The sequence below is a fragment of the Chryseobacterium sp. CH25 genome, assembly GCF_004119455.1.
Classification (GTDB): domain Bacteria; phylum Bacteroidota; class Bacteroidia; order Flavobacteriales; family Weeksellaceae; genus Chryseobacterium.
In genome coordinates this window covers 255,038-275,001 of sequence record NZ_NRQT01000001.1, presented here as the reverse complement: position 1 = coordinate 275,001, position 19,964 = coordinate 255,038, and the positions used below count along the sequence as shown (strand labels likewise).

13 protein-coding genes are annotated in these 19,964 nt (G+C 36.2%); 9 read left to right on the top strand and 4 right to left on the bottom strand.

Going from position 1 to position 19,964, the window contains the following annotated elements; all coding sequences use genetic code 11:
- The first annotated feature begins 11 nt into the window (after positions 1-11).
- The 4 genes from BOQ64_RS01210 to BOQ64_RS01195 all read left to right on the top strand — a co-directional run bounded on the left by BOQ64_RS01210 (position 12) and on the right by BOQ64_RS01195 (position 3,395).
- A complete protein-coding gene (locus BOQ64_RS01210) occupies positions 12-857 on the top strand; it encodes an AraC family transcriptional regulator (protein WP_129056723.1) in 846 nt (281 codons plus the stop codon).
- A 133-nt stretch (positions 858-990) separates the two neighbouring features.
- Positions 991-1,485, top strand: a complete 495-nt coding sequence (locus tag BOQ64_RS01205; protein ID WP_129056725.1) for a MarR family winged helix-turn-helix transcriptional regulator — start codon at positions 991-993, stop codon at positions 1,483-1,485.
- Positions 1,482-2,246, top strand: coding sequence for a hypothetical protein (locus BOQ64_RS01200; protein ID WP_129056727.1), 765 nt, complete (start codon positions 1,482-1,484; stop codon positions 2,244-2,246). Before BOQ64_RS01205 ends, BOQ64_RS01200 begins: the two co-directional genes overlap by 4 nt.
- 189 nt (positions 2,247-2,435) lie before the next feature.
- Positions 2,436-3,395 (top strand): hypothetical protein, encoded by a 960-nt coding sequence (locus tag BOQ64_RS01195; RefSeq protein WP_129056729.1) that lies wholly within the window; start codon positions 2,436-2,438, stop codon positions 3,393-3,395.
- 3 nt (positions 3,396-3,398) lie between these two features.
- On the opposite strand, the gene BOQ64_RS01190 is transcribed toward BOQ64_RS01195, so the two are convergent.
- Both BOQ64_RS01190 and BOQ64_RS01185 read right to left on the bottom strand, forming a co-directional pair.
- A complete protein-coding gene (locus BOQ64_RS01190; protein WP_129056731.1) occupies positions 3,399-3,980 on the bottom strand; it encodes an NAD(P)H-dependent oxidoreductase in 582 nt (193 codons plus the stop codon).
- Positions 3,977-4,933, bottom strand: coding sequence for an alpha/beta hydrolase (locus tag BOQ64_RS01185; protein WP_185147052.1), 957 nt, complete (start codon positions 4,931-4,933; stop codon positions 3,977-3,979). The genes BOQ64_RS01190 and BOQ64_RS01185 overlap by 4 nt, the downstream gene beginning before the upstream one ends.
- Positions 4,934-5,017: 84 nt before the next feature.
- On the opposite strand from BOQ64_RS01185, the gene BOQ64_RS01180 reads away from it, so the two are divergent.
- Complete coding sequence (locus tag BOQ64_RS01180; RefSeq protein WP_185147051.1) at positions 5,018-5,848, top strand: AraC family transcriptional regulator; 831 nt, start codon at positions 5,018-5,020, stop codon at positions 5,846-5,848.
- Position 5,849: 1 nt separating this feature from the next.
- Here the strand turns inward: BOQ64_RS01180 and BOQ64_RS01175 are convergent, their stop codons facing one another.
- Together BOQ64_RS01175 and BOQ64_RS01170 are read right to left on the bottom strand one after the other, a co-directional pair.
- On the bottom strand, positions 5,850-6,083 hold the full coding sequence (locus BOQ64_RS01175) for a hypothetical protein (RefSeq protein WP_129056733.1): 234 nt from the start codon (positions 6,081-6,083) through the stop codon (positions 5,850-5,852).
- 110 nt (positions 6,084-6,193) lie between these two features.
- Positions 6,194-6,910, bottom strand: a complete 717-nt coding sequence (locus tag BOQ64_RS01170) for an SDR family NAD(P)-dependent oxidoreductase (protein WP_129056735.1) — start codon at positions 6,908-6,910, stop codon at positions 6,194-6,196.
- 197 nt (positions 6,911-7,107) lie between these two features.
- Here BOQ64_RS01170 and BOQ64_RS01165 point away from each other — a divergent pair, with 197 nt between their 5' ends.
- The 4 genes from BOQ64_RS01165 to BOQ64_RS01150 all read left to right on the top strand — a co-directional run bounded on the left by BOQ64_RS01165 (position 7,108) and on the right by BOQ64_RS01150 (position 19,768).
- Complete coding sequence (locus BOQ64_RS01165; protein WP_129056736.1) at positions 7,108-7,335, top strand: hypothetical protein; 228 nt, start codon at positions 7,108-7,110, stop codon at positions 7,333-7,335.
- 301 nt (positions 7,336-7,636) lie between these two features.
- Complete coding sequence (locus BOQ64_RS01160; RefSeq protein ID WP_129056738.1) at positions 7,637-8,590, top strand: M23 family metallopeptidase; 954 nt, start codon at positions 7,637-7,639, stop codon at positions 8,588-8,590.
- 23 nt (positions 8,591-8,613) lie between these two features.
- Positions 8,614-15,291 (top strand): hypothetical protein, encoded by a 6,678-nt coding sequence (locus BOQ64_RS01155; RefSeq protein ID WP_129059614.1) that lies wholly within the window; start codon positions 8,614-8,616, stop codon positions 15,289-15,291.
- A gap of 13 nt (positions 15,292-15,304) precedes the next feature.
- Positions 15,305-19,768 (top strand): hypothetical protein, encoded by a 4,464-nt coding sequence (locus BOQ64_RS01150; RefSeq protein ID WP_129056744.1) that lies wholly within the window; start codon positions 15,305-15,307, stop codon positions 19,766-19,768.
- Positions 19,769-19,964: the final 196 nt, after the last annotated feature.

Here is a 19,964-nt window from a genome sequence, read left to right as displayed (position 1 = left end):
AGTGTGTATCTATGAAAGGACTCCATCTTGAAGGGATTAAGGTAAAAGAATTGAAACTTAAGGGAGAGGCTGTTTTTAAAACAAGTACTTTTCTCTCATTTGTCTATATTGTTAAGGGAAAAGGGAAGCTTCTATATGATGAACGTTATATTGATTTTACAGAAGGGAAGCTGTTTATTATTCCCCAACAGGAAACTTACCGTTTTGAGAGTGAGAATGCTGACCTGATCGGTATAGAATGCCCTATTGAGTTTATCGATAAGATTCGCCTGGAAGCAGACCGTATAGAAAGTTGTGAAAATCTGTATAAGCTGCAGTATATCAGTAATAATTATCATGCCCGTGCCGGATGTGTCTTCCGTAATAAAAATGATGAGGATTTTGCGAAAACACTTATTCAGCAGATTGCATATGAATTCAGGAACAGGGTAGAGGATTATCTTATCATCCGCAACTGTATTTCAATTCTGCTTAATCTTATTGCCAGAAATATTATTCAAAGCGAAACCTCGGATCTGCAGGAAAATAGAAAAGCTTTTTCCATTATGAAGATCATTACTTATATTCAAAAGCATATAAAAGATAGAGAAAAGACAGGGATTCAGGTTATTGCAGATCATTTTGGAATTTCCGGAAATTATTTTGGTGAGTATTTTAAACAGCAGACCGGAGTTTCTTACCAGGACTATTTACTGGATTATCGACTTAAATTGGTAGAAACTTATTTGAAATACAGCAGTATAAGACTGAGTGAAATTGCTTATGAGTTGCAGTTCAGTGATGAGAGCCACCTTTCCAAACTCTTTAAAAAATATAGAGGAGTTACTCCCGGTGAATATAGAAAGAAGAATAGGTAAAAAGAAGTATAAATTCATTTTATTATTTGTAATTAATTCAATTTTAATAAGTTATTGTTTTATTTAAAAATTAATATAGTCAACTATATAGTTTGCTATATATTTTTATATATTTACATCAAAGATTTTTAGAATGGATTTTGACTTTATTAAAGAATTGGGATACAAAGCATTGGATAGCAGACTGAAAAGAATCAGTGACCGGATGTCTCATGATGTCAGAAAATTTTATAAAGAATTTGGAATTGACGTAGAACCCAACTGGTATCTGGTTTTTATGTTGCTGCAGAAAAAAGGAGAGATCTCTATTACGGATATTGCAGAACCATTGGGATATTCTCATCCGTCTGTAGTGGTTATTGTAAAGAAAATGACAGAAAAGGGATATCTGGTGATTAAAAAAGATAGTGAAGATAAACGAAAACAGATGATTTCACTGTCTTCTAAAGCGATTGGGATACTTCCCCAATTGGAAAAGGTTTGGGACAGCTGTGAAAAAGCTATTTTAAAATTATTGTCGGAAGATTTATCTATTCTTTCCTACCTCAATACAATAGACGAGGAACTGAAAAACGAGTCTTTCCACAATCGCTTCAAAAACGAATACTTAAAATCAATACAATCATGAAAACATTTCTTCTTATTACCGCATTAGTTTTTTCTAACCTTATGATTTCTGCCACTGAAACCAAAGTGATGGTAAGAGCAAAAGCAAAGGATGCTAAATTTATTGGAAGTTCACTGGGTGGCGCTCACATTATTGTACGAAATAAGCTGAATCAAAGAATTTTAGCAGAAGGAAAAACAACCGGAAGTACCGGAAATACAGATCTGATCATGAAGACACCCAAAGTGAGAGGGAATTCAATTGCTGACGATCAAACGGGTGGGTTTGTAGCAACGGTTGATATTGATGAACCTACATTTGTTACCGTAGAAGTTATTTCTCCTTTAAATAACAGGCAGGCACAGGCAGTTGTAAGTACTGAGCTGTGGCTGATTCCTGGAAAAAATATTTTAGGGGAAGGTATCATTCTTGAAATTCCCGGATATATTATTGATATTTTAAAGCCAAGAACACATCAGTATATTGCGCTGAACTCTATTAAAGGTAAACCTTTTCTGTTTCAGGCCAATATCGTAATGATGTGCGGATGCGTGATTGAAAAAGGCGGCGTCTGGAATTCTGATGAGATTGAAGTGAAGGGAATTCTTAAGAAAGACGGAAAATTTGTTAAGAATATTGATATGTCGTGGGTTTCTACCAATTTATTTGAAGGAAATCATATCATTAATACTCCGGGAAATTACGAGCTTACGTTATATGCCTATCATGAAAAAACAGGTAATACCGGAGTAGACAAGGTAAACTACGTGGTTTTTGAATAACTATCATAAAATATTTTAAAAACAAAAGGAGATCCGGAAAAGATCTCCTTTGTAGATTTTAAAATATATCAGTATAAAAAAATATCTTATTTTTATCAGCTCAGGAAATTGATTATTCCTGATGGTAAATTTTAAACTAATCATCATGAAAAATCTCATTGAAAAAATTATAGATGAGATCAGAAAATTATGAGAAAATATTTTTTATTAGGTTTAATATTGTCCTTATCAGCTCACGCTGAGAAGAAAACTGAACCTACCATATTCCATCAAAGTCATCCTGCAACGATTAAAGAGATCAACTATGTGGATAATGAACCCCGTTATGGTGCTTATATCTCCAGCAGCAACTGTTCTTTTGAAATTTTAATTAATGATATTCCTGTTATAAAGTATAATGACGATTCAGGAAGCAGTCTTTCAGGTTCTTATTTTCCGCTGAATGAATGGATTACTAAAAAAGGAAATCAGAAAATTACCATTAAAATGACTCCTGGGTTTAATCAGGATACGAATGCTTTAAATTCTGAACTTTCTGCCAACTCAGAAATGCAGATTAAGATTATAAAGTCATTGAAAAATGAAGCAGGGAATCCTGAAGAAAATGAAGTACGGAAATATTCAACTTCCAAAAAGAAACGGGTAAGCAGTAATGTATTTGAAGATGCATTCACTTTTTTTGCCGAAGTGCCTTATTATATAAAAACCCTTGAAAACGCTGAAGTTCTCCTTACTGATGATAAAGAGAAACTGCAGGCCCTTGAACAGGAAGTGTTTGCAAAGTATGATAAGATAAGAAATATTTATATGAAAGGTTCTTGGAGTACATTGGCTGCTATTTATTATAACAGAGAAAAAAGGGTAGCACAGCAACTGTACTTACTTCCGGATGAAATAAAGTCCAGATGGAATAATGATTATGTATTCAGGACCAATACTGGTATTACATTTTTTGATTTAAAGCCTGTTGAGGACTATAAAATGACCTTTTACGCAGATGGTAAAATTGTATGCCTTCAGAAGATTAATAATGAAAAATCAGCTCTTTGGGGTGGTTTTAAAAGAAAAGGAAAGGATAATATAACTACAACTTATATTACCCTTTATCTTTATCGTCCCAAAGGAACTAAGGAACTGGAAGTGTATTAAATTTTATAAAGAATCGGCAGTGGCCAATCCTTTGATTGTGTCCAGCCATTCTTTTCTGTCTTTTTCATTCAATTCATACAGCGGGCCTATAAAATGGTTTTCAATGGATGAAACTCCACAATATTCTAAAATTCCTTTCTTGAGCTGGATGAGTCCGCTTGACTGATACTCATCTTCATAAACTTTGAGGGACAGATCACCAGCTGTGGTAATGATTCTTGCCGATTTGGCATTCAATAACCCTTCGCTGTTTCCTTTTTTATCACTTTTAAAAACAATACCCGGAAGAAATGCCCTGTCAAAGAATCCCTTCATTACAGCAGGCATACCCAGCCACCAAACCGGATGTATCCATACCTGATGTTCGCTCCGCTGGATATCTTCCAGAGCTTTTACCAGATCGGGTTCAAGTTCCATTCTTTGCCAGTAACCAAACTGCAAATTAGGATTAAACTTCAGGCTTCCAATAGCAATATACCGTACCTCAGCACCGGAAACTGAAGCGGAATGGATATAAGTTTCTGCAATGGCAGAATTAAAACTTTCCTGAGACGGATGTCCATTGATAACAACAATTTTTTTCATGATTTCTGGGTTAAAATTGATTTAAATAATTTGACCTGTTGGTTGTAGAAAGTTTCAGCGAGCTTAGAGGGAAAGAAATCAAAAGCATGCACTGCCCCTTCAATTTCTAAGAGAGTAACTGAAACGCCTGCATTCTTTAATTTTTCAGCATATTCTTTTCCTTCATCCTTCAAGGGATCCAATTCACATACAATAATGGTAGTATCCGGCAGATCTTTAAAATCCTTCTCATGTAAAGGAACAGAATACTGAGGCGGTTGAACCATTTGATGGCTGAGATAATGTTTCCACATCCATTCAGCAGCTTTTTTAGTCTGCATAGGAGCATTGGCCAGTTCATTCATAGATGAGGTTCTCAGTAAATGATCCGTAGGAGGATAGATTAAGTATTGATGCAGAATATTGATTTCTTTTTTATCTCTTACGTAATGGGCTACTGATGCTGCAATGGTGGCTCCTGCACTGCTTCCGCCAATTATTATCCTGTTTTTGTCTCCATCAATATGGTCTGCTGATTCAGAGAGCCACTGTAAAGCCTTATAACCGTCTTCCATTGCCGCAGGAAACGGATGTTCAGGAGCTAACCGATAATCTACAGAAACGATAACTGTATTAATATCCAATGCCAGTCGGAAAAAAATAAAATCATATTGTTCCGGTGTTCCGTATATAAAAGCACCTCCATGAAAATAGAGCAGTACCGGTAAGTTTTGTTTTCCCTTTGGCCTGTAAACTCTCAGCCTGATATCTCTTTGTGGCTCTGAAGAAGGAATATGGATATTCTCTACACACAGTGGCAAAGGAACAGGTAATGATTCTTCCTTAATCATGATATTCATTTCTTCTTCCCTGATCTTTTCTGGATGATGAGCCAATAAATATTCATAATCAATCTGGTTGAATGGACTGTCAGTAATGGCTTTTAAAAGCTCTGCATCTATTTTTTTCTCCATTATATAAAATTTGTATGGCAAAAATAGACTGATAAAATAGGTGAAAACAGGTATATTTAAAGCTTATTTAGGTACCTTTGAACTATGGCAAGAGAAAATATATACCAATCCCTTGAAGTTTTTTATGAAAAGATAGATCAATGCCCATTAAAGGACAGGCAATTTAACTTTTTTGAGCTGGTGTATGTCATTTCCGGTATTGGAGATCATATCGTTAATGAGAATAAAATTAAATATGTTGCCGGAGACCTGTTTTTAATTACCCCCAATGACTGTCATGGATTTGACCTGAATGGGGTCTGTGAGTTTATGGTGATCCGTTTTGGAGAAAACTACATCAAAGAGTATCAGTGGAAAAGTATAGATCATATTGAATGTCTTTTGTATTATGCCTCTCATCTGTCAGGTTCAGTATTGGTGAATAGTGAGGATAAAAAGATGATAAGTCTGCTGATCCGGAATTTACAGCAGGCGATAGAACATGATTCAGTGTACAACGAAGATCTTACCCGCCACCTGGTAAATGCTGTTATTGTGATTGCAGCAAGGAATATAGCTGTTATCAAGCCTGAGAATATCTCTTCCAATGCAGATGTTCGTGTTCTTCAGATCCTGAATTATATTCAGGAAAATATACGTGAACCTAAACTTCTGAAAGTAGAAGCTATTGCCAATGAGTTTGGATTATCCCCAACTTATCTTGGCAGTTATTTCCGTAAACAATGTAATGAATCTATTCAGCAGTATATTTCTTCCTACAAAATCCGTCTGATAGAGCACAGACTACGTTTCAGTGATAAAAGGGTTCACGAAATAGCCGATGAGTTCGGGTTTGCCGATGAAAGTCACATCAACAAATTTTTTAAAAGACACAGAGGAAAAAGCCTTAAAGCATACAGACTGGAATCAGCTTAGACTAAAGAGCATTAAATACTTCCATAATGGCCTCAATAAGCCCTTTTTCTACTTTGGATTCCGATGAGGTGTCCTGTACAATAGCACGCATATTCCCTGAATCATCCCGTTCAAAAACAACTTCGTGGCCATGCACATCTATATAGAATTTATAGCCATGGGTGAAGGTTGCCAGTTTTACATTGAAAAGTTCTTCTTTTCCTTTATAGGTTATAGGTAACTCAAATTCTTCCATTAGGGGCTTTTGTACATTTAATTTCGGACAAATTTCGGAAATATTATCCTAAGTTTTATCATATTAAAACACGATTTAGAAGTAGGTTGTTATAAGAGACTCATTCTAAGTTACATTCTGTTGTATACGGCTCTTGGAATTCGTTTTAAAATAGCGGCTATAAGGGCCCAGCGCTTAGTAACGTACACTATTTCTCTTTTATTCTGTATGGCTTTAAAGATTTGCTGGCTTGCTTTATCTGCTGTTGCTACCCAGAATAAGCCTTCTCCTTTTGCCATAGCTGTATCTACAAAGCCAGGTCTTATATCCGTAACAAAGATTTCAGATTTCAAATTTTTTGCTTTTTGTCTTAATCCTTCCAGATAATTCATCTGATAGGCTTTTGTGGCATTATAAGCAGGAGCCATTCTGCTGCCACGCAATCCGCCTACAGAAGTTATAGATACCAGATGTCCGGAATTCTGTTTTTCAAAATAGTTGAAGGCCCAGTTAGCAACACATGTAAAACCTATTACATTCGTTTCTGCAGTACACTTTTCAATTTCAAAATCAAGGTTTTCGTTAAGATCACCTGTTCCTGAACAAATAATCATCAGATCAAGACCGCCAAGTTCCTGTACTAGTTTTTCTAAACATTCAGGAATTACTGTAGTATTGGTAATATCAAAAGTGTTGGTGTAGAATGAATTGGGTTTTTGTAGTTTTAAATCATTAAGCAATTCGCTTCTTCTGCCTGTAATGCCTACTTTATAGTGATGTTGTGCTAAAATCTCTGCCAGTCTTTTTCCGATTCCTGATGTTGCTCCAATAATAATTGCCTTTTTCATACTTACATTTTGTCATTAATTGATGGTTGCTTTCAACAGTTGCTAATTTATGGGTTTTAATGAGAAGTTAGGGGAAGTTTTTTGCAAAGAATCAATAACAAATGAAGAAAAGAATATCATCAGAAAGCTGTAGATACAACCAAAAAATATTTTTCAGATAATCAAAAGAAATGATTAATTTTAAGAAAACTTATATCATGAAAACTGGAATCATTATAATAGATCCGGGGCATGGTGGAGTGGTAAATGGTGATGGCTCCGATAGTAATCACGCAGTTTCTGCACTTGGAAACCTTGAAAAAAGCTTATTTCCTGAGATTGGCTTTTTCCTCAATACTGAATTGAAATTCTATCTAAAACAGCAGAAAATATCAAATCAATTTTATCTACGGTTCAGTAATAATAGTACACAAAAGGGTAATTGATCCGTTACTGGATAATTCTAAAATTTGTAATTCAATAAGGAGATATTATTTATTGATCTGCTCATCAATAAATAATGCAGCATATATTTTCGAGTAAAGGTTAAGAAACTATTATCATAGTAGCAAACTGTAGATTCCCCGGTAAAAAGAAACGGCTGAAGAAGATCATACCAAACACTGATGAAACAACCCCATAAAAGGTATTGGAAAAGGGAGACCGTTATAACTGTTTTAAGCTTTTTAAATCAAAATAATAGCTAAAATACTGTAAACAATTTTAAATAACTTAAAAACTAATACCATGAACCTAATGTTTTTATTTGCTGTTGCCGGTACAATAGCCGGACTTGTAAATTTCTTTTATTCTTATCTGTCATTACCGATTAAACCAAAACCAAAAGAAGAGACTGAGGCTCTTTCTGCTGAAGAAGAATCCTGGAGTATGCCACCTCTAACATGGAAATTAGCCTTAACCGGTTACATTATTATCGGAATTGCCGGTGCCCTGCTTACTCCCTTAATTCATGCTGTTGTTGAATTAAAAGGAATTAATAATATTTTAGACAAAAAAGATCAGTTGGTGATCCTTGGTTATGCAATTGTCTTTGGTTTTTCTACCAACCGGATACTTTCCAGTATATCAGAGAGTATTCTGAAAAAGGTAGAGAATTTACTGGTTGAAAAACAGAATAGTGCAAATCTTAGAGCACTATTGGCGGCACAACAACAACAACAACAACAACAACAATTGCAGTTTTTGCTGTCACCAACAGCAGGAGTATGCCCTAATGCTGCCGGATGGGGAAAAGCTCCCGGTTTTACCTCTGCACCCCTTAAAAGTATGGAATGGGCAAACGGTTTACTCAAAGATCAGTTTGGCTGTACCCGGGATTCCGGTAATAAATTTCATGGCGGAATAGACTTGAAGGCAACTGAAGGAACAGAATGCTTTGCATTGGCAGAAGGAACCATTACTGATACGGGATATGGAACCGAATTGGGAAGCTATATTGCTTTGCAATTTAAAGAAGGTGATGTTTTATATGGAGCAGGATACTGCCATTTGAGTGCAATAAGTGTAAAAAAAGGAGATAAAGTAACTTCTGGACAGGTTATTGGAAAAACAGGAAAGAGTGGTAATGTTGGTAGTGATACTCCTCACTTGCACCTGGAAATTCATAAGACCAAATGGTTGACATATTCATCTCTTGAGGAGAGATCCAAAGCATCTCTGGACCCAAATGATTACGTTTAGTATTCACCCAAAAACTAATTTCCATGAGCCAGTTAATACAAAATTATCTCAAAGGTTCAGACGCTAAGCCACATCTTCGATTGTTGGCAGTTGTTGAACTTCAGGAAACCAATCACGGAGAAACCAAGTACTTTGGTATTTTCGCAGGATGTAAGGGAAAAAAAACTATAGATAATGACTTTAATACACAACAATTAAGATGGGACAGTAAGCCTGAAGCCAAACCTGACTGGCATTCAGAAAAGCCTCTGTGGTGCGTTCCACTAAAAGTAAGTGCAGATACCCCTTATACATATGAACTTAATTATTCTAAAGATCCTTTAAAGAACATTTATCAATGCAGGAAAGCTATTGTTAAACTGTATAACGGAAAAGACGGAAAAATAACAAACTGGAAAGATTACAGCTTTCTTCCCGATAAAGATGCTGAGTATCAGGAATTGATTACTTCATGTACCTATTTCGACTTCAATCCAGCCTTTGGAACTGCTCATTACATAAGTGAAAACAATACAGGCGAAGGAATTGGAATCTGGATAACTGATCGAAATATGACGCTTCCCCTGTATAATAAAAAACTTTTCAGACTTGGGGGAGTAGTGAGTGAAATCATAGATGTTTATAAAAACTTTAATGAATTAGAAACCTGGTTCGGAGTCAGACAGCCTGAAGGTGGTGAACATGCTCCATTCTTTACTGTTGATCCTAAAAATAAAGCCAATGCTAACGGCTATGATGTACCGGTTTACTGGAAATATAATGGACGTATTGATGATATTGTAACTTTTGATTTTGACAAATATCCTGTTAAAATCAGTACAAGTTTCAATAATTCTGATTTAGTATCAACCAAAATAAGAGATGAGGATATTGATGACCAATCACAAATTGCATGGCTGGGAAAAGATGCGACCCAAAACAAATTATCCCTTCTTATTGCTGATAAAAAGACGGTTACAGGGGTAGCAGGCACCTATCTTTCAAATAATGGGGAAAGTACTGTAATTAATTATTTGTTGTATCGGTATACCAAAGATTCTGAAGAAAACCGGACTATCCTCTGTAAAATAAAGAATACCACAAACCTTATTCATACCTGGAACGAAAAAACACAGAAAAAGGCTCTGTCTATTCTTGATACCGAAGGTGCGCAACCTATAGGAATTGTTCCGACAATTGAAAATACAGTTTTAAATTCTGTTACGGTTGTATATGATAATGTCAATGGGGTTAACGCCAATTTTTCCAATGTCTATTTTTCCGGAGTTGGGAGCCCCGATATATCATTTCCATTAATCCGAAATAAAGATCTTTTTGCAAAAACCAATCATGTACATCGTATCACAGAACCTTTAATATCCCTTAATGGGGTAGTGTTTGAATCTTCAGAAGGGAATGTTGCAGACAATGGAAGTATCATTATTCTGAACGTCAAGACAGGAAAAACATCTCCTGATTTTAATGACGTTGTATTGCTTGATGGTTCATTTTCTTTTAAATTGAAAAACTATTCTCAGGGAGACGAACTTATAGATAAACTGCAGGTAAGTTTTCAGCTTCAAAAAGCTCAGAGACCACTTTTTTTATGGCAATGGTATAAGGATATAGATAAGGAAGATTTCATAGAGTACTGTTACTCTATCAATAAATTCAGGATTCCTGTTCAGGAGGTGAAAGCATTTGGAAATGATCTCATTGGTAAGGAAAAACTGGTAGCCCCATCTTCTTTAGGTACCTTATCTGAAGGTTTTGGTGAAAGAAGTGAACCTGCATTAGTGATTCCTTTACTTGAAAAACAGGAAAACCTTATTGAAGGTCTACAAAACGCATATTATCTGATGATGTCTGAAAGCTCAAATGTTGCTCAGAACTACAGACTGGAAATGCAGTTGGAAGAAAAGGATCAGATTGGAGGAATAGACAGTACAGCAACAGTAGAAGCCGTAGTACTGAATGCTGCCCCTCAGCAGATTGCTAAAATTAAAACACAACTTCTACGCTCACCATCTACTGATGATGGAATTTATATTTTGGCGAGAAAATCAAATTTCTCCATTGACAGTGGTACTTGGGAAATCTATACAGATAATGCACTGGAAAAAGGATTTGAGCTTAGTCTCCCTTCTCAGGGGATTGGTGAGGCTTATATCAAAAATAAAATTAACAGTGGTGGAGAACCGGAGGAGAACAAGGCCATCGACTACAAGTTTTCTCCATCAGCAGTGTTGCAGATAGCTAATGAACAGCTCAACCGACAATATGTAACACCAGCCTGGAATCTTAAAAACATCTGGGGTGAAGTGGGGAATGGCAGCCCCGGATTACAGCTGATCAAAGCAAAGTTTGAACTGCTGTATGGTTTAGGAGCACAGTTAGAGAATAAAAATGCATTTATTGCAGAACTGGCTCTCAAATTAGGAGCTATACCCAATCCACCACAAAACAATATTGTATGGAAAGAATCAAAATTACAGGAAGAAGCATTTAAAAGCCTGTATATGAAATACCGGGATTTATACAGATCCTGGCAAAGCAGACTGTCTGTTCTTGAAGTGTCTGCTTCTGAATCCTTTCGTCCGGGTAAGTTTACTGACGGAATCAGTTATTTTATCCGTAGAGAAAAAAACCTGTTGAATGAAGATGGCTCGGTTAAAGAACAGGGCAAAGGAGCGCAGTTTAGATGGCCGCTAGGTCTGCAGATTTCCCCTGCAGAGAATGACAAACTATACCATAACCCTAATGGATTGGCAGGAGGTGCATTGTATCCGTTTGAATCATTAGGTGTATATGAACAGTTGTGGCGGGATGGGATCAGTAAAGGTTCCTCTTCCGGAGAAATTGAGCAGCTGGCTTTTACCTCTTTGGGTGGCTATGGCAAGCAAACGGCCAGATTTTCCAGTGATAAGACCGTTATAAAATCAACAACCTCTTTGGGAAGAACCCATTTTCATGCTGTAGAGCGTATCGGAAGAATAGGCGTTTTTTGGAACAGAGCCAAGCACGTGATTGAATATGAACGTACTGTAGTTCCATCAATCCAGTTTAAAGATGAGCAGCCTGAACTATTGGGGAGACCTATTGTAAGAAAAGTAAGAGAATATATTGAAATCCTTGAACCTCTTAGGAAATTTCCTGATCTGGATGGAGTGAGTCTGGATGGAGCAGGTTCTGTAACAGGATGTCATTTTAAAAGTATAAAAATACCGGTTTCATCCTCATGGGGAAGAAATGTAAAAGCAAATGGAAAGGAAATTATTGGCTGGGAAATTCCTTTATGGAATGAAAATGCTGACCCTGAGATCTATCCTTTTCCGCAGGTATTACTGGAACTGTTGCCTCCTAAAGGTGCTGAAATGAAAAATGTTCTTTCTCCATTAGAAAGTGTGGAAAAACTCCATTTTTACACGGATGTTCGTTCAGAAGCACAATTTATTGATGGAAATAAATCGGTAACTCTTAAAATAGAAGCTAATACTGATCAATGGCCTCTGATAAAACATGTAGATTATACCGATGCACCTATGGTTGATATCCACAAAAATGCCAGACCGGCATTGGGAAACACTCCTGAACTGATGGACGCTCCATTACCGGGACCAATAAGTATATTGCCAGGTTATGAACGATTCTGCTTTAAAGTGAAACCTTCGGAAGCAACAAGTTCAGTAAACGGGAGATATATAGAAAATTCAGAGATTAACGGTAAGCTTCGGGTTGTAACCATGATGCGGAGTACTCCAAAAGGAAACAAACTGGCAGAAAAGCTTCCAAATAAGCCCGGAATAGAAACAATACTTAATCAGCTTGCTTTTGATAAAAATAATATCCTGAGTCATTGTGCAAACGGTCTTGAACGTACCAATACAAAGTTATTATCCGGTATAATCCCAGCTGGTGTAACAGAATATGTTTCAGAAGCAGTAGAGAAGATTACTTTTTCTAAAGACCAGATCAAGGCCATTAAAGGTGAACTGGTAAAAGATCCCCAGATGAGCCATTTGGATACTGCTATATGGTCCGCAGCCAACCATTTTGAATTTCCAACAAAGTTACTGTGGAAAAAGACCGTGGAAAGTACTGAAGGATTTATAGCTGCACTTATCACTAATTATAGTCTGCTGACTGATGAGGCTATTAAAAAGGTAAATGCAATAATAGCGGAAGCTGATGAAATAACTGATGGATTTATTGATAAATTATATTATGAAATCGATGGTCAGGTTGTCTCCGTCCGAAAAATTATTGAACAGCTTTCTTTTGAAGTAGGTTCGCTTGCCAGTGAAGCGATGGGAATTATTGAACAAGGAGTAGACGTTATTAAATGTTTTTTACAGCAGGTTGATATGCATTTATCAGATGCTGAAAAAGAAATTTTAAAGATTAAACTGACTATACCGGATGAGGTAATAGATGAAATAAAAAGACTTTTAAACGATAAAAGAAAAAGTATTCTGGATGAGATCACCAGTAATGTTCTGTTAAATAAATTAAATGCTGAATTTAATCTGGAAGAAAGGATCAATGGTTTATTTGACAGTATTCTTAAAGATATAGATGAATCAGAGCCGACTGAAATTAAAGAACTTATCAATTTTTCTGTAAGAAAAACCAAAGAATTGTGTACTAAGATCATCGAATATATTAACGACGGTGATAATTTATCTGAAAAAGTAAGAGAAATAGTCAAGAAAGAATCCTCAGGTCTTAAGGAAGGAGTCAGTACCATAGAAAGCAAGCTTTTAGAAGTACTGAAAGTCCTCAGCAATATAATTACAGTTGAAAATAAGAACCTTAAAGATACTTTAAAAGCCTTTAGTAGAGAAAAAAAGGAATTTTTAGCCTCTGTTAATACTCATTTACATAAAATTGTGAGTGATATTAAGGGAGAACTGGAAGTTGGGCTTAAAAAAGAATTTTCAACAATTCTTGTGAATAATCCAAAAAGTACAACAGCAGGTTTTAAACCCCTTTTTGATTATTTTAAAATAGCAGATGATTACATTAAAAGTATAGCGAGAGAATTGTCATCCTTTTTTCATCAACTGGATCCCGATCAATACAAAGCCGAATTCAGCAAGTATCTTGAACGTTATAAAAGTTATAAAGATCTTGAAGATGCCATCGGAGCTCAACCTCCAAATCCTCAAAATATTCTGGCTGCCGCCAATAAATTTACTGAAGAGCTCAATGAAGACTTGGGTACTCTCACCGGAACATTACTCAATGCCTATTCAGAAGTTAAAAAAACGGAATATGCATACAATGACCTCAGTGATGCAGTAAATAATACTTTATTCAATTACAGAGGAGTATACGATGAACTTGTAGCTCCGGGACTTGGTTTCAACCGTAAGACGATAGCAATGCTTGTAAGTACCGATTGGGAAAACATAGAACAGCGTTTAACCATTACTCCTGTAGTGACGAAATTCAATCAGCTAAAAGAAAACCTTTCTTCACTGGGAATCAGACTGCCTTCTGTTTCTATTACGGATAAGTTTTTAGCACCTGCCAGAGAATGGGGTGAAACGGCCTTGAAAAATTTTCAGAACTCACTGCTGAGCAATTATGATTTTACCAATATTTTAAAAGGAGCAGGTGGTCTTAATCTGGAACGTTTAATCCCTGGATTTAAAATGCCGGATGCATTCAGAAATAATGTTAAAATAATGCATGGTACAGATGTTAAAAACCTAAAAGCCTGGGTAAAAGCAGAAACGAATATAAGTCTTCCCAAGCAGGAACAGCTTTTTGCTATAGGACCGGTAAGTATATCATTGGACAAAGCAGCCACTCTGGTAGGGAATGTAAAAGCAGAGATAGATGCAGACAGTAAGCTGGAAAAAGAAAACTATGGATCGCTAACAGGTTCCTTCATCATAGGATTGCAGGGCACAGAATTAATGCGTTTCAGAGATGCTAAGATAACCTGTGTTAATGATAAATATGATTTTGATTTAGATCCAAGCAGAATGGAAATGTCCGGACTGTTGCAGCTAATTACAGATGCCACTAAACATATTCCTGCAGAATCTGAAGACAGTGAAGAGACTTCAGTTTTTAAAATAGATATTTTAAAGGCAAAGTATCAGAATACAGATATTGAAATCCCGTATGGAGTGAATGCTTCGCTGGATATTCCAGCCATCACAATAGGCGGTGGACCTACCAATATTACCAATCTTGCTTTTGGCGGGTATTTTAGAATGAAAGCTTTTGATGTGGAGAAGAAAACACTCGATTTTAATCTGGGATTAGGATTTTATCTTGGAAAACGAGAAGCTCCATTCATTTTTACAGCCTTCATATTTGGTGGTGGCGGATTTATTGACTGTTCGGTGGATTATGCTCCTTCTTTAAGTAACAGTCTGAATGTCAATTTTGCCATGAGTGTACAGGCAAGTGCAGCATTAGCTTTTAATGCAGGTTGGATTTACGGTAGTGTAATGGTAGGATTGGGCATAGAAGTAATGTATGTTAAAAAAGCTTTCGGTCCCGGTAGCAGAACCAGTGTAATTATGTTCATACAGTTTATCGGACACGTATGTGTTGTTCGTATTATTCATGTTTTTCTGGTTGTACGGCTTGCTATTGCTTATGACGGTCAAAAGATGAAAGGTACCGGAAGAATAAAAGCCTCAATGAGGATTTGCAGATTTTTCACCTTAAAAGTGGAAAAAGATTATACCCATAACTTTTAATGAACATCATCCCATGAATAATTATTTACAAATAGCTATAGACCCAAGTTGTATCCAGGCAACTGATAGTGCAGGAAATCCACAAATGACAGTAGCTGTAAGCATTACCGGACTGTCATTTGATAAAATTAATACAGAAAAAGAATTCTACGGAGCAAAGAAACTGTTGAAAAATTTTAATAGCCATCTTCAATATAGCAGGATCAGACTTTATTTTCTTGATGATTCAGCAGATCCTGTTTTAGAATACAGAGATTACGCTATTGTAGGAAATTCAGCTGCAGGATTGCCTTCTAAATATATGGAGTATGTAAAAAATGAACTGGATACTAATATTCAGGGGAAAACCCGTCTTGAATACAGTTTTGTTGGGATCAATCAGGACATTACTGTTGATGATGAGAATTTTAAAGAGTATGACTATGAAAATGCAGGACAAGGCTATTCTAATATGGCTTTTGCTAATTTTTCTCAAATGCTTGCCCCTCTGAATGAACAGATTGGACTTGTATTTTTTATAGAACAAGATGTAGCAGTTCCCCCAATACCGAATATTCCTGAAGGGGCAACAAGATTCCTGGCATTTCCTTTACGCGATGCTGATGATCCGAATATAAAACCAAATCCAATAGGTTCTGGGCTTTGGGAGCTGGTTTATGGTAAGACGGATGAGGTAGTGGATACTGATACAATAAGTTTCAACAATAAGTATATAAGTATTGAAACCGAAATTCCTGATAAAATAGTAAAAGATGGAAATATTCATCTCAGAGATGAAAAAGGAAACTTTGATGGGAAAGTTGATATTGAAGTACTGCAGGATCTTGACTGGACTACAGATTATTACAACAATATAGGTTCCTATTTAGATTTTCCCGTTCTGCTTCAGGACTGTCTTGGTATTAGCACCAGTATTGAACATATTGTTGCTGATGAAAATTCATTTGAAAAAAATGTAAGAGCTATTGATGGTCTGATGTGGCGGTTGGTATTAGAGCCGTTCTTCCCACATACTAAAGAATTACCTGATAACAGTGGTTATTTTGAAGAAAAGATAGATCCACTTATATATGAGCCTTGGGTAGATATCATAAAGTCAAATGCCAATTTAGTGAAGCTGACAGAGAAATTAAAAGAAATCCTTCTTACTGATTTTAAAGATGGTACGACTGTGGTTAAAGAAGCTCACAGATTCTGTCGGAAGATTGATGAAACCACCAAAAATGTTGTATTATCAATTCCTGAAATGGGGCCCAAAGCTGAATGGGTTGGCAAATGGATAGAATCCTGGGCTGCTGTTATTGAAGACTGCCGGCAATTTTCAACACCTGAAAAAAAGGTCATTATTGAGAAACTGTTTGATGAAACTGTGAAATTTGTTAATGATAATCGACTGCCACAGCCAATAAGATCCAGAAAATATCTTTTAGAATTTATTACACAATATAATCAGGCAGTGTATTATCATCAATACCAGATTTCTGGCGCAACATCTATTGGAAAGTTTATGTCAACACTTGAAACAGATATTGTGCAGGTTTGGGATAGTATCAAAAAAGATCCGCAATGCATTCTGAGTTTCCTGCATAAAGATGAAATGACTGACGATATAAAAAATGTAATTAATGATTATCTAAAAAACAATGTAAAAGGACTAACAGGGAAAATTAAAAAAGAAAAAGCTCCTGTTTATGATCCCCCGGCTATACAGGTAAAGATATATTCTGACAACAGAATACATAACGATACCGATGATATATCAGATGAGATTGCCGGATTTGTATTATTAAATCAGAGAAGCAAAAAAGCTCATGTAAAAGAATTTGAATCTAAACACTGGCATTATCTGAATAAAACGAAAGTAACATTTAATGATACCGATACCGGGACAGAGCTTCTAAAACCCTTATTTCTGCCGGAAGTAGACGGAATGCCTATCCTTTCTTTATCCTTAACCAACCATAAACGGGGTATTGTAGAACCCAATTTGAGATTGTATAATACACCACAGATATCAAATGCTGCAGCTGGAAGTAAAACCGAATCATCTCCCTATAAAATGAAATTTGAATGTCCGGAATTCTGGTATGGCTATCATTATCAATTTGCTGGGTTTGTTGTCTTGAACAGTGGTGTTCTGCCTCCTGTATTGAGATCAGACAGTACTTTAAATACCTTCAAACCTATTCCGGAGATTACTGATGAAACAGGTTTGGTTAAAAATTACCATCACCTTAGAAAAGTAGCCATTGCATCACCTAATGCATCACCAAAGGTACATGAAGTAACCGGACGACCTTTACACCAGGAGCCTCCTTCAGATTTCATGCCATTGGCTAAAGAGCTGTCTTTCTGGAAAGAAAAAGAATGTACCCATCTTACACTTTCAGAATCAGAAAAGTTCAATCATACAATAACCTTTGATGTTTCTAAGGCTACAACGGGTATTTGGGACTGGTTTGCGTTTGAAAGAAAAACACTGGGTGAGTTACTGGATTATAAGGATACTGACCCCTTACTGAAAGCTGTCAAAGCATTTTTAGAGAAAGACGGAAGTGATACCAAAAAAAGTGATCTTAAATTACCTGATCCTGCTGTTTCAGATATTATTCTGGTTGAATGGAGTACTGCATTTCCACAGGCAACAGAAGCAATTCGTTTTGAACTGGATAGCCAACATAAGCAACCATTTAAGGTGTGCTGGAGTGATATTTCAACGGGGTACAATAAAACAGAAAATACCTTTACTGTAAAAAAAGGCGAAATAATAAAAATGAAGTTTTTTTCACTGGTAGATAAAAAATACTTCGTTAAAGGAGGAAGTGAAGAAATGCTGCATGAATCTCTGATTCCGGAAGACAGAACATCAAATACTTATGAAAATTATTTAATGTTTGCTCCAGTGTCTTACTGTTTTGAAGCTGCCAAACACCCTTCCGGACATCTGGAAGAGAAACTTTGGGATCTCATTAAAATTAAAAACGATACTATTGATGTGCCTTTTCAGAATAATGATTATGTAAAGGTCTTTGCCAGTGCCAAAAAATTTACAACCGATATCAGTTTAGAGTTTGCGTACATCAGTCAATTAGAGATAAGGCATCAGCGTTGGTATTGGGATGGGCGTATGGATGTATCCGGTGAACCGGAATATTTGAACAACTATAGTTCTCTTGATCCGGAACCTTCTAAAAAGTATGAAACAACCCAGGCAATGAAATGGGAGGCCTGGTCATTTTCCACCAGACCAGATCATACAGGTACAGTGAGACAGGCCCGTTTAAAATCAAGTGACGGACAGATCAATGAGCAATTACTGTTTTCCATAGAAAATAAAGCAGAAACAAAAGCACTTTATCATCGTTTTGCAGTAACAGCTTACTCCAGGTATGCATTTATAGATAAAATAGGTCCCGGAGAGCATAGAGTCATAGAAGGAAAAGTGCCAATAGACAATACTTTGGTTAAAAATCAATGGAAACGTTTTATTCAGCTGTGTAAACGCGAAGAAAAATTACCTGCTCCTGTCGTAAGATTTTTTATTCCACTCACAGAGTCCATTAAATCTGAACATGAGAAAGCAATACATCAGAATGCTGCACCTATTATGGCTGTAGTAGAAGGAAATGTATTCAATGAAGCTGGTCTGGCATATGGACTTGAAATTGGAATTGAAAAGCTTAAAAAAGATGATACCGAAGCATATCTTAACTTTGGAGCCAGTCCAAACTTGTCTCATATTGCATCTGCACCGTTTTCAGATAAAAATGGGGCAGGTGATTCAGACAATTTTATTTTCGTACCACAGGGACCGGTTGGCTTTACATTCGACTTAGCTGCTGAAAGTCCAAAAATAACTTCATCCGCTTATTTATTGGATTTGTCAAATGAGAATTTGTCAGATGCTGTCCATACCCTGAAAGGGCAGCACCAGGCATGGAGCTTAATGAGAATTGCTACCCGCAGTGTGATCAGGAAGAGATTTTATGGAGGTAACTCAAAAGTAGAAGATTTAACCAGTAAATGGTCTGAAAAAACCTGGGTAGAATATGTGCTTGCCATAGATTCAATTATTCCTGAAGTTTGGATCAATGAAGTAAACAAATATGGAGTTGTGGAATTGAGTGGGGCATCTTTCAAAGATTTATCAGATTCTAACAGTGAATATGAAGAGCAATATGTAGTGGTGACAAAATTGGAAAACGATATGGGAGGTATGCCTGTAGAAAGTTATTATGGAACTTACCGTTACGATGCAGTAAACAAGAGTTTAAAATGGGATCATGGAGAGCAGACTCTTCCTGAAGGACTCAAAGGGTTTATAAGAGTTCTTATTGTTCAGAAAGAAAGAAATCTCAGTTTAGATAAGAATATTTGGCAGTTACTGTTCAATGCTGATGATGCAAAGATCCAGGCGGATGCACAGGTGGCCAGGCCTTTGATAACTAAGAGAGTTCCATTTAAATTTATCCAATAACCTAAGTAAGTTATATAAAGTTTTAAATTGATATCAATAATGTATAAGTTATTGATATCAATTTTTTAATCTATATCTGGTAGCCCCAACAGATGATTTCTCGAATTTTTTTAAAGAAGATTTATTACGAATAGAAAGCATTTATGAATATTTGGATGGAGAACATATAACATCTCGATTTCAGAATTTATAAATA

What these genes read in the sequence shown, in the direction of transcription:
- BOQ64_RS01210 (WP_129056723.1), top strand. Translation starts at nt 12, where the DNA reads ATGAAAGGACTCCATCTTGAAGGGATTAAGGTAAAAGAATTGAAACTT.
- BOQ64_RS01190 (WP_129056731.1), bottom strand. Translation starts at nt 3,980, where the DNA reads ATGAAAAAAATTGTTGTTATCAATGGACATCCGTCTCAGGAAAGTTTT.
- BOQ64_RS01180 (WP_185147051.1), top strand. Translation starts at nt 5,018, where the DNA reads ATGGCAAGAGAAAATATATACCAATCCCTTGAAGTTTTTTATGAAAAG.
- BOQ64_RS01205 (WP_129056725.1), top strand. Translation starts at nt 991, where the DNA reads ATGGATTTTGACTTTATTAAAGAATTGGGATACAAAGCATTGGATAGC.
- BOQ64_RS01155 (WP_129059614.1), top strand. Translation starts at nt 8,614, where the DNA reads ATGAGCCAGTTAATACAAAATTATCTCAAAGGTTCAGACGCTAAGCCA.
- BOQ64_RS01160 (WP_129056738.1), top strand. Translation starts at nt 7,637, where the DNA reads ATGAACCTAATGTTTTTATTTGCTGTTGCCGGTACAATAGCCGGACTT.
- BOQ64_RS01200 (WP_129056727.1), top strand. Translation starts at nt 1,482, where the DNA reads ATGAAAACATTTCTTCTTATTACCGCATTAGTTTTTTCTAACCTTATG.
- BOQ64_RS01165 (WP_129056736.1), top strand. Translation starts at nt 7,108, where the DNA reads ATGAAAACTGGAATCATTATAATAGATCCGGGGCATGGTGGAGTGGTA.
- BOQ64_RS01150 (WP_129056744.1), top strand. Translation starts at nt 15,305, where the DNA reads ATGAATAATTATTTACAAATAGCTATAGACCCAAGTTGTATCCAGGCA.
- BOQ64_RS01195 (WP_129056729.1), top strand. Translation starts at nt 2,436, where the DNA reads ATGAGAAAATATTTTTTATTAGGTTTAATATTGTCCTTATCAGCTCAC.
- BOQ64_RS01175 (WP_129056733.1), bottom strand. Translation starts at nt 6,083, where the DNA reads ATGGAAGAATTTGAGTTACCTATAACCTATAAAGGAAAAGAAGAACTT.
- BOQ64_RS01170 (WP_129056735.1), bottom strand. Translation starts at nt 6,910, where the DNA reads ATGAAAAAGGCAATTATTATTGGAGCAACATCAGGAATCGGAAAAAGA.
- BOQ64_RS01185 (WP_185147052.1), bottom strand. Translation starts at nt 4,933, where the DNA reads ATGGAGAAAAAAATAGATGCAGAGCTTTTAAAAGCCATTACTGACAGT.